The 14,518-nt window shown below is 61.6% G+C and carries 8 protein-coding genes; 3 read left to right on the top strand and 5 right to left on the bottom strand.

Annotation, left to right across the window (positions count from 1 at the left end):
* Positions 1-162: 162 nt before the first annotated feature.
* Both Q0X28_RS03855 and Q0X28_RS03850 read right to left on the bottom strand, forming a co-directional pair.
* Complete coding sequence (locus tag Q0X28_RS03855) at positions 163-2,058, bottom strand: YhgE/Pip domain-containing protein (RefSeq protein ID WP_298576666.1); 1,896 nt, start codon at positions 2,056-2,058, stop codon at positions 163-165.
* Between the two features lies 1 nt (position 2,059).
* Complete coding sequence (locus Q0X28_RS03850; RefSeq protein WP_298576664.1) at positions 2,060-3,184, bottom strand: ATP-binding cassette domain-containing protein; 1,125 nt, start codon at positions 3,182-3,184, stop codon at positions 2,060-2,062.
* 616 nt (positions 3,185-3,800) lie between these two features.
* Here Q0X28_RS03850 and Q0X28_RS03845 point away from each other — a divergent pair.
* A complete protein-coding gene (locus tag Q0X28_RS03845) occupies positions 3,801-4,376 on the top strand; it encodes a PepSY domain-containing protein (protein WP_298576693.1) in 576 nt (191 codons plus the stop codon).
* 226 nt (positions 4,377-4,602) lie between these two features.
* Here the strand turns inward: Q0X28_RS03845 and Q0X28_RS03840 are convergent, their stop codons facing one another.
* The 3 genes from Q0X28_RS03840 to Q0X28_RS03830 form a co-directional block, all read right to left on the bottom strand.
* Positions 4,603-6,954, bottom strand: coding sequence for a hypothetical protein (locus Q0X28_RS03840; RefSeq protein ID WP_298576662.1), 2,352 nt, complete (start codon positions 6,952-6,954; stop codon positions 4,603-4,605).
* 621 nt (positions 6,955-7,575) lie between these two features.
* A complete protein-coding gene (locus tag Q0X28_RS03835; RefSeq protein ID WP_298576660.1) occupies positions 7,576-8,865 on the bottom strand; it encodes a hypothetical protein in 1,290 nt (429 codons plus the stop codon).
* Between the two features lie 486 nt (positions 8,866-9,351).
* A complete protein-coding gene (locus tag Q0X28_RS03830; RefSeq protein ID WP_296239367.1) occupies positions 9,352-10,416 on the bottom strand; it encodes a glycoside hydrolase family 25 protein in 1,065 nt (354 codons plus the stop codon).
* A 266-nt stretch (positions 10,417-10,682) separates the two neighbouring features.
* On the opposite strand from Q0X28_RS03830, the gene Q0X28_RS03825 reads away from it, so the two are divergent.
* Together Q0X28_RS03825 and Q0X28_RS03820 are read left to right on the top strand one after the other, a co-directional pair.
* Positions 10,683-12,431 carry a CocE/NonD family hydrolase gene (locus Q0X28_RS03825; protein ID WP_298576658.1) on the top strand — a complete coding sequence of 583 codons (1,749 nt, stop codon included), beginning with the start codon at positions 10,683-10,685 and terminating at the stop codon, positions 12,429-12,431.
* Between the two features lie 40 nt (positions 12,432-12,471).
* Positions 12,472-14,484, top strand: coding sequence for a CocE/NonD family hydrolase (locus Q0X28_RS03820; protein WP_298576656.1), 2,013 nt, complete (start codon positions 12,472-12,474; stop codon positions 14,482-14,484).
* Positions 14,485-14,518 lie beyond the last annotated feature (34 nt).

Below are 14,518 nucleotides of genomic sequence, written 5' to 3'. Positions count from 1 at the left end.
AGGTCAATCCGTGAAAATCCGCGATTCCGGACACACTTTTTGACCCTTAACCCACAAATAAAGCACCAACCCGCAGCCGCAGCCGGCCACGGGTTGGTGCCCACTATGTGCTCTATAACACTGTCCTGTGCGGAGAGGGAGGCGCCGCCCCGCGTCGATCCCCTAGATGGTGATTGACGGGTGCAGCTTCTCCATATCCCACATTCTGTCTCTGCGGGCACCCAGCGCCGTCATACCCAAGAAGAGTGCTAGGAAGACAAAGAGCACGACGATCGCCTCGACCAGACGCCCGTCGAAATTGCCATACAAGGTTTGTCTGAACCCGTTGACGGCGTAGCTCATCGGCAAGATCGGATGCAACCACTTCCAGATAATGGGCTCGGTCTCCACCGGATAAAGACCACCCGACGCCAAAATCTGAATCATGAGTAACGCCATAGTGGCCACGCGACCAGGCCCTGGGCCTAGTAAGACAATGAGCATCTGGTTCATCGCCATGAACACTAAGCCCACCAGCATTGTGAACACAATAAGGCCGAACATTGTCGCCGAGTTCAGAGGCACAGTCGCATCCGTCACCAGCACAATCACTAGCGCCTGAATGAGGGCAATGAGGGCCGCCGGGGCGAACCCGTCCATGGCGGCCCGCAGCGGATTCACCCCGCTGGCCACCGCACGCGCCTGCAGCGGACGCAGCAGCAGGAAGGCGATAATGCCACCAATGTAGAGAGCCAAGCAGAAGAAGAACGGGGCCAAACCACCCCCGAAGGTACGCTCATGTCCGGCTGTGTTATCGGCTAATTTCACTGGCTGGGCCAGCGTCGCCGCCACTTGCTTCCGGTGCCCTTCCGACCACTTGGGGACAGCTTTCGCGCCCTCCCCCAGCTTCGTGTACAGCTCGTTCGCACCCGCCGACAGACGGGAGGAGCCATCGTGCAGCTGGTTCACACCCGTCACTAACTGGCCGGTGCCATTGTGCAGCGTATGGAGGCCCGTGGACAGTTCATGGGCACCATTGTTCAGCTGGTTCACGCCATCCGTCAGCTGGCCTAACTTACCGGGCAGCTGGCCATTGTCTAGGTCAGTTGCGGCGGTGTCTAGTTTGTTGAGGTCCGCCATCAGCTGGGAGCTGGGGCCAGCACCTTCCGTCTTGAGCCGGTGTGCCATGTGGTCTAGCTGGTCGGCAGCCGCCCACACAGACGGGTCGCTGCTGGTTCGTAGAGTTGCGGCTACAGCCGTCAGCTCATCCGAGGTTGCCCCCTGCACACTGGAAATCTTCTGAGCCTGGTCGTGGTAGTCGTGGATCTGCTGGGTAAAGCCCGTCAACTTCTTGAGGAAGGCAAAGAGCTGGTCGTGCAGTTGCTGGGTGCCGGCGGCCAGCTTATCGGAGCCCTCCGAGAGACGGTGGGCACCGTCATCCAACTGTAAGGAGGCGTCCTGGAGTCGACCGGTACCATCGTTCAACTGCACCGCCCCGTCCGCTAACTGTTGAGCGCCAACGGTGGCTTTGTGGAGGCCTTTGCCGGCCTCCTGCACTCCCACAAGGAGTTTATCGACCGCCTGTTGACCAATCTCAGAGCTTACTGTTTCCAGAAACACACGCATGGCATTCTGGCCGATGAGGCTGGTCAGCCAGCCGTTTGAGTCATTGTAGTGGGTATAGACGGTGGCTTTCTGCGGGTGGTCGCTGGTGGGAGAGGCGACCTCCTCGGAGAAGTTCTTGGGCAGCATCACCGCAAAGTAATACTTGCCGTTACGCACCCCGTCAACAGCATCCTCTTCGTTCGTGGGCACCCAGTCTAACTGGTCGTTTTGGCGGATCTTATCTTCGATCTGGTCGCCGGCATTGAATGGTTGCCCGGCCACCACCATGCCTTGGTCCTCGTTGACGAAGGCGACGGGGACGCGGTTGAGTTTGCCGAACGGATCCCAGAAGCTCCACAAGTAGAGGGTGGAGTAGAGGAGGGGGATGACGCAGATAGCGATGATGGCGAGTTTGCCGAGGCGAGAGCGCCGGAAACGCCGGAGCTCCGTTCCTAAATTCAATGAAGCAAACATATTAGTGTTCCTTTTCCCCCGTGTCTGTGGCAGGTGCGGCGGTAGCAGAACCTGCAGTGGATGAGGCAGCCGTTCCCAAATCAGCTGCGGCTGCGGCACGCGCTTCTGCGGCGGCCTCCGACTCGACCTCAGCTTCCAGCGCCTGCGCCTCCACAGCATCGGACTCTGCTTCCACCGCGGCGGCGGTCGCATTGGCGATGTTCACTGCGGATCTGGTGTTCCCGGTGCCGTGGGCGTTGGGGGGAACAGGCACTTTGCTGGCGTCGGTGTAGGTGGCGCCGTGGCTATTGGTGGAGGTGGGTGGGATGTGCTCGTCCGGCACATCTTCCACCCCCATGGTGAGTTCGTGCTGGACGTTCTGTGCCTTCGACACGACCCACTTGCGGCTGATACGCCCCAGGCGAGTTTCCCGTAGTCCCGAGCGTTTTGGGGTGGCGTGGGCGCGATCCGTAAACAGCGGGATGACCATGGCGTTATCGAAGATTTCCTCCGGCGGCGGGTTCACCGAGTTGACGATCACCAGCATGTTTTGGGACAGCCGCTCCAGGACATCGATGAGCACAACCCGGTCAGTGAGCTCACGCACCTGCTCCAGGTCGTCCAACACCAGCATCTGGATGTGCCCGCGGTGGGCGGGATGCAGGGAAAGGGCGATGCGGATGAGGAGGCGATCCAGCATGGGGATTTGGCTGACATAGAGGTCAAGGTCGGGCAGGGACCGTTCACCGTAGACGGGTCCGAGGATGCGGTCCCGATAGTTGTCGTCCACCCGGGCGACCCACTTCACCCAGCCATGGCTCCAGGCGCGATGCTCGTTGAGCACGTCACGGACTTTGATGTTGCGGTCCAGTGCGTCGATGGCATCCACGCCGGCGATGGCGACGGATTCGCGGATGTGTTTCACCTTGGTGTGGCCAAACACCTCCAGGGTGCCCGCGGTGGGGCGCATGCGACCCGAAAGGGTGAGGGCGAGGGCGGTGCGGCCGGAGCCGCCACGACCGGAGAGAAACACAAGTTTCTTGTCGGGGATCTCAAGGTCGAGGGGGCCGTAGGCGGGCCCCTCTTCTCCCACGACGGTGATTCCGTGTGCGATCAGCGGGGTTTCGATCTGCTGATGGTCAGGCATAAATACTCCTGGAAACCGGCATGTACGGTAGGGTGCGCTGCGCTGCCAAAGTGCGCCGGAGCTGCGGTGGGGCGGCCACCATCGGGGGTGGGCGGTGGCCCCTGTTAGGATCCGGGCACGGTGAGGGCGTCGGTGTCGACGCACCTCGTGGCGTGTCCCATGCGGGGCAGCGCAGCAGCAGTGCCGTATTGAGGTTGCGGATAGTCCAGTCAAGCGATTGGGCTATTTGGGGAGGCACCCATTTTTAGAGGGCAGGGCTTGTTCATCTGCACAGCTCCCCAAAAGTGGATACTCTTACCCACCAGCCTAGAAAAAAATCTGGTGTCAGGGTAGTTGAATGGCTGACCAACTGCGTTAATCCAGCAGAAATAACCCAGGTGGGTGCCATATTGCCACCCTCCAGAATATTTTCTCTGGGCAGACACAGCACAGGCAACGGTAGGGGGTGGACCTGTTACCCCAGGTGTATCCCACAGAAATAGACATATTGTCGAGCTGAGGTCTCTGAATACCGTTAGGCTGGGAGGGACAGAGTGTCCACGTGACGGGGAGCACCCCGTTACCAACCGGCCGCAGACCGCGCCCGGCAACCTCAAAGGAGTGTTTCTTGAACAAGATGACGAAGATCGCCGCACTACCGGTAGCTGCCCTCCTGGCTCTCGGGCTGGCTGGCTGCGGCGACGATAACAACAAGGATGCCACCACCAGTACCGTTACCGCCTCCGACGGCACCACGAAGACTGTGGTGTCGAAGGCTACTCTGGAGTCTGCGAAGAACGCTATCACCGCCGCTCAGAAGGCTCACCCGAACGGCAAGGTGATCGGCCTGGAGCGCAGCGACAAAGACCAGCGGTGGGAGGTCACTATCCTTAACCCGGCTAACCAGCTGGTTGAGGTGGATGTGGATTACACCGGCAAGGTGACCAACGCTAAGGCTGAGGTGGAAGCTCCCGACAGCGACGAGCAGCAGATTATTCGCTTGCTGGCGGACATTGAACTGCCGGATCTGGGCGATGTGATTGCTGACAATACTCCTAAGGGCGGCGTGATTGATTCCGTCGAGCTGGAGAATCGTGACGACACTTTGGTGTGGGAGCTGGAGTATGACAACAAGGACACCAATAAGGATATGTTGACGGTGTGGGCTGACGCTGCTTCCGGCGCCGAGCTGGCCAGCGAGGCCGCTAAGTAGCGGACTGCACGTCAGCGGCTGCCGTATGGCATTAGTCTGCGTAGTGTACCTAGCCGTGTAGAGTACTTCGCCTACTGAGCGTTTCACTGCACTGGGCGGTCGAGGGCGGTCGACTGTATTGAGTGGCCAGCCGAAACTGATCAATAGACATAAAAGAAAGCCCCCGGGTTGTCCGGGGGCTTTCTTTTATGTGTTCGGGGTTGTGGGATGGACGTTGTGCCGGGTGTTAGCTGGCGAGGCCGTAGTCGGATTGGGTTCCGAGGCCGACACCGGGAAGCTTCTTGTTAGCGGCTTTCTTGGTGTCTTTCTTGGTGTCTTTCTTGGCCTTCTTGGCGTCCTTGGTGGCGTTTGCCTTGGCGTCCTCTTCGTTCCACAGGTCGATGCCGGGGATGTTGTCGTCTTCCTTGGTGTCGGAGGGGGCGGGACGTTCGTCCTTGGGGAGATAGTCGGGGTCGTTTTCCTTAGTGACGCGCGGTGCCTTCTCGCCCTTGGGGCGGGTGGGGAGGACTAGGCCGAAGATGAGGGCGATGCCCAGCACGGCCAGGCCGACCGGGATGGAGACGATCGGGACGATGGGGGTGAGGACAACAGCGAGCACTGCGGCGACTGCCAGGCCGAGGCCGATGGCGACCGGTGCGGCGAGCACCATGCCGACTGCGTAGAGCAGCACGATGACCACCACTGCCAGGACGGCGAAGAGGGCAAAGAACGGAATCCAGATCAGCGGGATGATCGCAATGCCCATACCCAGCAGGCCTGCCAGGATAATCAGTGCACCAAGGAGCGCGACTGGTACTCCAGCTACTAAAGCTCCAGTAAGGGAGAGTGTGATTCCGCTGATCATGAGAATGATACCAATGACAATGGCGGCTATACCTGCGAGGAACAGCAGCGGCACGAAGATGGCGCCGACGATGAGCAGGATTCCACCGAGGAGGAGCCCAAGGCCCAGGAGGGGTAGAGCGAGCACAAGGTCGGTGATGACGGCGGTGGCGATGCCGGCCAAGGCGGAGAAGCCGAGGGAGGCTGCCACTGCGACCGTCGGGATGACGACCACAGCAAACAAGGTGACGGTGACTCCGATGCGGAAGAGGTCACTCTTCCACATGGTGCTGGCGCGCATGGCGTTGATGCCGCGCTGCAGGGAGGGGCCGATGAAGGGGAGCTGGCCGAGGTACCACTGCATGCTGTCCCAGAACCAGTCCATGTAGTCGCCGATGACGTTGAGGGGGTTCTTGGGGGTAACGTTGTCGCGGAGGCTCATGAGGACGAGCTTGTCAGCAGCGGCTTTGCGCTCTTCCTTGCTCTTTTCGGCCTTCTTGGCAAGGTCCTTCTGGCGTTCGAGGGCGGAGTTAGCCTTGCCGTTTTCCTGTAGGGCCTTGTCTTCGGCGTCGAGGTCACGCTTTCCGGGTTCGGGCATGCCCTTGACCGGGTGGGTGGGGCCGCGCCACAGCCAGACCAGGTAGGTCGCGATCGGGAAGATGGCGACGGCGAGGAGGCCGAGAAGCAAGCCGACCGGCACGGTGATGAGGGCGGAGCCGAAGAATACGACAGCGAAGATGGGGAGCCACAGCGGTGAGGTAATGGCCAGGCCGATAAGGATCGGGATAATGAAGACGGTGAAGCCGAGGCCGATGATGCCCAGTGAGATGAGCACTGGCAGCAGCGGCATGAGTCCGAAGATGACGGCCACAATACCTGCGGCAATCAACGCACCACCAGCGGGGGCACCGAGTCCTACAAGGAATGCGGGTACTGCCACAGTCGGGGACGTTGGGGCAGCAGCTGCTGCTGCTCCAGCGACCACAATTGCGCCGAAGGTAATCATAATGACACCGCCGATCAGCCAGAACGGCATGAGGATGCCACTCAGCAGTAGGAAGATTCCGCCGACGAGGCCGAGTAGGACGCCGGGCAGTACTCCCCAGGGGAATCCGAGGGCGAAGCCGAGGAAGAGGACGGGGGAGGCGGCGATGGTAGCGAGCACGAAGGAGGTGGCTAGGCCGCCGATGATGCCAGCGGGTACGGTGACTAGTGCGAAGGGTGCGGTGATGAGGCTGAGGCCGAGTCCGATGCGCAGGTAGTCACTCTGCCAGGCGGGGCTGTCGCGGAAGTCTTTGACGAAGGGGATGAAGCTGAAGAGGCCGAGGAGTCCGTCTGCGGCTTTGCCTGCCCATTCGAAGATGGCGGGGGCGGGTCCCTTGTTGTCGGGTTTTTGTCCCAGGTTGGGGAGCTCGAAGGGTGGGGCAGGGTTGTCGTAGATGAGGCCGCTGTCGTCGGGATTGGGCCTGGGGGTGTCGTCCTTGCGGAGTTCGCCCAGTAGTACGTCGCGTCCAGCAAGGGTGATGCCGTCTTGGAGGAATTTCAGAACATCGCTGGCTGGGGACGCCGGTTTGGGGGTGGAGTCCTGGCCGAGATCTATGGAGTGCAGTGCAGAGTCAACCACCTGCGTGATGGGTGCGGTGGTGCTTGCAGGTTCGGGGGTGGATGCGGGTGCTTCTGTGGCGTTTGCTGCGCCGGCGCCGAGGCCGAGCGCGGCAAACACGGCAACCGCTGCCGCTGCGATCCGAGCTTTCATGGGCAAGCCATCCTGATCAATTAAGTGCAGATTTTCACCAATAACTTTACAGATCAGAACCGGTAATCGTAACCCGGTGAACGTGCTGCTTCGGTAAATGCTGGGCGCTGATTCACGCGTTTATCACGTTGTGTTTGCCGGTCATTTGGGTCTTGAGGGGGAAGGAAATGGACCATTATTTTGGTGATGTGTCCAAAACTCCTTTTCAGATGGCATTTTGTTATTTTTCTGCGATCTTGGAAACCTGTTAATCTCGGATAATCAGCTAAGATGCCGATAAATTACGAACGGAAAAAAATCACTATTTTGTGATCTGGATCACAAAATTATCGCGATATTTTGCCATTGAGTTCCCCCACCGCCGTCACCTAGAGGCAAAAAACACCCCCCAATTGGACGAATGATCTTTTTCCCAGCTACGTCAGCGCGGCGCGTAAGTTAGTGAGCATTTGCCGGTAGCCCCAGATTCTTTCGGAGAAGAGAGCGTCGCACGGTAGCACGGGCCCATCTTCCGGGGTAGCACCCTGTTATAGACGTGTGGCCCCAGTACTGGAGGTACCAGGGCCACACGGAGTGACGTTATGTATTTAACGTGCGAAGGGGGCTAGCAGTGCGTCACTGTTAGGCCGCGAGGGCGAAGTCCGGCTGAGCAGCAGCAGCCCAGGGGTTGGCCGGGTTTGCCTTCTTCTCGTCAGCCTTCTTGTCCTCTGCCTTCTTGGCGTCGGGGGCGGGAGCCGGGGCGGGCTTGGGGCCCTTGTCGGCAGCCTTCTTGTCCTTGTCGGCGGGCTTGGCGTCGTTGCCGGGCCTCTTCTCATTGGCCGGGCGGGTGGAACCCTGGATGGCCCAGACGATGAAGGCGGCGGGGATCATGGCCACACCAGTGACCAGCGCAATCACGGCGAGAACCGGGATGGCGATGACGAGCGTGATTCCACCAGCCACGGCAGCGGCAATGAGGCCGGCGATCACAGCGGGGATGATCATGACAGCCACACCAGCGATGGCCAGCAGCACAGCACCCACGAAGGCACCTACGATGAATCCGATGCCGGGGGCAAGGCCGAGGAGGATGAACGGCGAGATGAGCACGAGGATGGCACCCACGACAATGAGCGCGATGCCAGCACCAGCGGCGCCGAGCGTGACAACTCCCACCACAATCATGGCGATGCCGCCACCGAAGAAGAGTAGGAAGCCGAGCAGGGTGACGGTGATGATGCCGAGACCGGACACAAGTCCAGCGCCGAAGGCGAAGAAGCCGGCCGCCAGGCCACCAAAGAGGCCGACGCCGAGAATCGGCAGGGCAGGCACGAGGAAGGCGCCGAGGGCGACGACGACACCGGCGACCAGGCCGAGAGCCACGCCGGCGAGCGGGCTAAGCGGGGCGAGGAAGAGTCCTACGGTGAGGAGGACACGGGTGATGTCGTTGGTCCAGGGGTCGCTGATGCGTAGGGCGTTGATGGGAGTTTGGATGGCTTTGCCGATCAGCGGGATTGCGCCGAGAGTGTCCTGGATTCCCTTCCAGAAGCCGTCGAACTGGTCGCCGATGACGTTGAGTCCGGACTTGCCAGCGTTGTCAGCCTTCTTGTCCTTGTTGGCGTCGTCACCCTTCTTGTTGAGGGAGCCAACGATGGAGGGAAGGAGGATGCTCTGTGTGCCGGCGGGTTGCAGGACGTCGCGGCCTACGAGGGTGAGGCTGTCAGCCATGAACTTCAACACGTCCGAGGTGGACGGCAGGAGGGGACTGGCTGGAGCGTCCGGGGCTTGAAGGTCGACCGCAGGCATATCAAGAGTTATTCCGGCGAGGGCGGGCGACTGCTCTGCGGGGGCTTCGGCGGCGTTGGCGGCGCCGGCACCGAGGCCAAGAGCAGCAGCGAGGCACACCAGGCCGGCTGCAATACGTGTCTTCACACTAGTTTCCTAACTGGTGCCTCTGGCTCTGGCGAGCCAAGAGGGAGGATGAGAGGTGTGGCTGGCTTAGCCACACACCGGTCCCAGGCCTCAGTGCTCCCATGCGTCGAGGCGCTGAACGCAAGTGCTATTTGGACATAGTTCCAAGACGTACTCACATTAATTCCGGCTAGTTGCTTATGGTAAAGGACGGTATGCAGGTCATTGGTGGTTTTAAGGTAATTGTTTCATGGCAACTGAACTGGGCATCCGTATGTGAACTTATTTGTGATCTTTTTCCCCAGGTCGCGGACGGAATCGGTTTAGAGCGCACACGCCGAGTGTGATGAACCTCACAATTCGCAATATAGTAGCCAGCTGAGAGGAAGCTATTAATCCAACGCAGGCCACGGGTACGAAGGTTCTTCGTTAGCATCGACTGCACAATCACGCCGCGTGCATCAACTTCCAGGCGACGCCGCATGGCTGCGCTGCTAGCGCGAGTAGCTAATTGCGTGGCGCAGCCGGGCCACGCTGGACGGTGGTCTGGTAGAGCTTAACGGGGTCTACGCCGGTGGGTGCCTTGTAGAGGGGTGCGGCTGGGCGTCCAGTTTTGGCCTGGCGGAGTGCTTTCTTCAAATAATCGGGGTCTACCTGCCACTTTCCACGCACAGCAATGGTGGGCACGGTGGGTACGGTTTTTTGGCGCAAGCTAAATGCGGCCAGGCTGACGTAGCCGCCGTTAAATTTGTCAAGGTCTACTGCGGTGTTGACGCCAGGTACTTGTCCCCAGCTGGAGTACTGCCAAATATTCCAGTTGCGCCAGCCGCCGGGGAGTGGCTGAGTGGGTTCGGTGCTGCCGTTGTAGTCGGCGATCCAGAGGGGGGCGAAGCTGAATAGTGGGGTGTTGCGCATGGCGGTGCGCCAAAAGTAGGGGTAGGTGTACACCATGGTGTTGGTGGCGCAGCGCAGGTTGAGGGTGGTCAGGAAGACGGCGGTCCAGCCTTGCAGGAGGATGGGGTGGAGACCGCCGGTTTCCTCAAGGTCCAGGACGGGCGGCATTTCCAGGGGCAGCTTTTGGCATTTGATGGTGTCTGCGTAGTGGAGGGCCTGCTTGATGGGGTCTTGGTCGGGGCGGGCGTAGTGGTAGCTGCCGACGATCATGCCGGCGAGGTGGGCGCCGTCGCGGTTCTGATCGAAGTAGGGGTTGATGTAGCCGGTGCCTTCGGTGGCTTTGATGATGGCGAAGCTGTAGCCGCCGAGGCGGACTTTGAGCCAGTTGACGCTTTCTCCGAAGGGGTGTTGGTGGCTGGCGACGTCGATGCCTTTGGGGGTGAGGTCGAGGGCGTAGGCGGGGCTGATGGTGGCGATGCTGGTGGCGACGAGGGAAAGGGCTGCGCCGGCGAGGCCAAGTTTGGCAGCTTTGCTACGGGTGGGGTGGAGGTAGCTGCGGGTGAGGTGGCCTGCACGTGGGGGGATGCGTCGGGGGGTGACGTGTCCCTGGGGGCTGGTGTGGTGAGCAGCGCCGGAAGCGGCAAGCGCCCCCTCATCGTTGTTGCTGGTGTTACTCATGTTTATAGTGTAATGCTGTGTGGTCATTTGGACTACCCCAACTGACCAGCGCATTCATGGCCAAAAAGGGTGAAATGACACGTCACCTAGGGCAGTGGGCTTCCCTACAATAAGAGCCATGCGTGCAACACTTCGTACCTTTATATCCGCCAGCTTTGCTAGCGCCGCCGCTCTCACCCTAGCGGCCGGACTGCTACCCGCCACCGCTGGCGCCGTCCCCGCCACTGCCGACACTGACCCCGTCACCGCCGACGCCCTAAACCCGGGTGTGCTCAGCACACCTGCGCCCGGCGCCACCCTCGACGCTGCGCCCGGCGCCACCCGCGCCGTCACCGGCCCCGCCGCCGTCACCAGCACACCCCCCCACCGTACGCACCGAAAAACCCCGTGCAGTCCCCTGGAACAGCACAGCCGAATGGGTCGAAGCGTACTTCCGCACCCCAGACGGCACCATCCTGCACGCCGACATCCTGCGCCCCAAAAACCTCCCCAAAGGCGCCCGCATCCCGGTCATCATGACCGTCAGCCCCTACACCAACCACCTCACCGACCAGGGCTACCTAGGAGCCCTCAACGGCACCACACCGGAATTCGGCCGCCCCACCGAACCCTCCACCCGTTTCCAAGACCTCATTGATGGCACCCACCTGATGGAGCGCGGCTACGCCTTCGTGCAGGTCGACACCCGCGGCACCGGCGGCTCCACCGGCTGCCTCGACTACGGCGGACCGGGCGAACAACAAGACGTCTCCGCCGCCGTCCGCTGGGCCGCCGCCCAATCCTGGTCCACCGGCAAAGTCGGCCTCTACGGCAAGTCCTATGACGGAGGCACCGGCCTCGCTGGCGTCGCCAACGCCCCCCAAGGCCTGGCCGCCGTCGTCTCCCAGGAACCCATCTTCGACCCCTACACCTACATCTTCCACAACCGAGTGCCCTACTATAACGCCCTCTTCATGGGCACCTGGTACGGGCAGATCGCCGCCACCCCCGGCCGCCCATTCAACGACACCCCCTACTACCTGCGCAACAGCCTCTACGAGTTCCCCCACCCGCACTGCGTCATCGACAACTCCCGCAACCAGTACAGCCCTGACCCCAACGGCCCCTACTGGTCGCAGCGCACAATAGTCGCCAAAGCCAACAAGAGCCCCGTCCCCCTCTTCATCACCCAAGGCTTCATCGAGGACAACACTCGCCCCGACGGGTTGCAAACCCTCCTCCAGAACCGCAAAGCCCCCACCCGCGGCTGGCTCGGCATGTGGAACCACATCCGCGGCAACGACACAGACGAGAACGGCACCCCCAAGATCGGCCGACCTGGCTTCTTCACCGAGGTGATGGACTTCTACGACCACTACCTGAAGGGCGCCCCCGCCAAGGGCTACCCCAACTTCATCATCCACACCACCACCGGCTGGCGCACCCAGGCTGCCTGGCCCCAGCAGGTACGCCAACTCCAGCTGGACGGCCCGCGCGGACTTATTACCGATAACGGTCTCGCTGTCGGCGCCGCCACCACCACCGGCGGGAAAGCACTACCCGCCACCGTCGCTGCCCGCGCCAACACGAAGGATGGTATCTGGAGCGTCTACCTTGCCCAGCGGCAGGACCTTCGCATCGAAGGCCGCATGGACATCCGGCTCATGCTCTCCACCCTGGATGATGGGCTCAACGTTATCGCGGACCTCTATGACATTGCCCCCAACGGCAAAGCCATGCTCATCACCCGCGGCGCCACCCCCGTCACCGCCGGCCACAAGCAGACTACCTTCCGCACCTTCCCCACCGACTGGACCCTCCGCAAGGGCCACCGGCTGGCGCTGCGCCTGGTCAATACCAACGTGGAGGTGTACGCGCACGTCCCTACCGGCGGGAAAGTGCAGATCCTGCGCAGCTGGTTGACGGTTCCAGTGGGCGGCGGGCAGACTGCCCCCACCTACGGCGCCACACCCGCCTACTGGAAGACCTATGTGGAGAAGGCTGGCTACTATCCCGGCACTGTCCCTACCCTGTAATCCCCTCCCGCCCCCTCCCCTTGTCACCTACACTGAAGCCATGCGTACACTACTGAACTCCACCCGCCCGGCCACCCCCTGGGCCAGCGCATTCTCCAGCAGCCTGGTTACCAGCCTGCCTTCCCGCCTGAGCGCTGGTCTGGCCAGTGCCGCCACCGTGGCGCTGCTAGCCGGCACGCTTCCCGCCGCTGCACCTGCCCAAGCCGCCCCCGGCCTGAGCCCCGCCCCGGCAACCAGCAGCGCCGACACCTCCAGCAGAACCGGCCTCACCTTCGCCCCAGCCAGCCTGCAGAACCCGCGCACCGTTTACTGGAATAAGCACGCCAACTGGACAGAGCACTACTTCACCACCCCAGACGGCACCACCATCCACGCGGATGTGTTGCGCCCCAAAGGTATTCCGGACAACGTGCGGACCCCGGTCATTATGTCGGTAGGCCCCTACTTCAACCATCTGGCAGACCTCGGCCTCACCGGTATCGTCTTCCCGCCCGAACGCGGCCTCACCCTCCTCAACCCCACCATCCCCAACCACCCCAACCCGCGCTTCAAGGACTTCATCAACGAAGCCCACGTCATGGAAGCCGGCTACACGTGGATTCAAGTGGACCTGCGTGGCACCGGCGCCTCCACCGGCTGCCTGGACTGGAATGGCCCCGGCGAGCAGCAGGATGTGATGACGGCAGTCGAGTGGGCCGCCTCCCAGCCCTGGACCAATGGGCGCGTCGGCCTCTTCGGCAAGTCCTATGACGGGTCCACCGGCCTCATCGCCGCCGCCAACCAGCCCCGCGGCCTCGCGGCGGTAGTGTCACAGGAGCCCGCCATGGAGGGCTACACGTACATGTACAACAACGAGGTGCCCTACTACAACGCGGTGGGCACCAGCATCGCCTACGACGAAATCGCCGTGAGCCCTGGCCGCGTGTTCCACGACACCGAGCGCTACCTCAAAAACAGCGTGTACGAGCTGGCCAACCCGCACTGCCTCTCCGACAATCTCCGCAACAGCATCGACCCGATCCGCAGCCACAAGTACTGGCGGGACCGCGAGTTCACCGCGAAGGCCAACAAGTCCCCAGTGCCGATCTTCATCTCCGCGGGCCTCATCGAGGACAACACCCAGCCGGATGGTCTGGTGGAGCTGCTGAAGAACCGCAAGGCCCCTACCCGTGGCTGGCTGGGCATGTGGGACCATGTGCGCGGCAACGAAAAGGACGAGAAGGGCAACTTGAAGGTGGGCCGCCCGGGCTTCTTCACGGAGGTCATGGACTTCTACGCCAAGTACCTGAAGGGTGCCACCACCCGCAACTACCCGAACTTCATTGTGCAGGACAATATCGGCCGGTGGCGTAGCCAGGCCTCCTGGCCGCTGCCCAACCGCACCGTTACCTTCGAAGGCCCGCGTGGCACGGTGAAGTTTGGCTCTGCGGTAGCCGCCCGTACCGTTGGTGGTGGCATGGCCAGCACACAGGGGGATGCGGAAGCCCGTAACGTGGAGAAAGGCATTTGGGCGTATCTCCCACGCCAGGTCCGGGACCTGCATCTTTCCGGCAACGTGAAGGTGCGGGCGAAGGTGCGCTATGACGGCGAGACCGGCAAGTACGGCCAGGTGGCCGGGAAGGCTACGGTAATGCAGCGCATGCAGGCACTGCTGTGGGAGGGCGCCAGCATTAACGCCAACATTTACGACATTGCCCCCAACGGCAAAACCCTGCTCATGACGCGGGGTGCGGCGCTGGTGCGGAAGGGTACGAGCGACCTCACGTTCCAGGCGCTGCCGAATGATTGGGTCCTCCGCAAGGGCCACCGGTTGGCGATCCGCCTGGTCTCCACCAACACGGAGCACTTCTTTACGATGCGGCCGAATAAGCCCATTGAGGTGCTGTCGAGCTCTGTCACCATGGACATTGATGATGCCCGCCACCAGGACACTTATGGTGGTAAGCCCTTGTACTGGCAGGTCTACATGAATGAAGCCGGCTGCTACCCAGGCGCCCAGTATGTGTGCAAGTGGCATAGCCCGAAGGCGTCGGATGCCCCTACACCTTACTAGACGCTGGAAGATGCTTGAGGTGCTTGAGAGTGCT

The organism is uncultured Lawsonella sp. (assembly GCF_947252745.1).
Lineage (GTDB): Bacteria > Actinomycetota > Actinomycetes > Mycobacteriales > Mycobacteriaceae > Lawsonella.
This window is presented reverse-complemented; position numbering and strand designations above follow the sequence as displayed.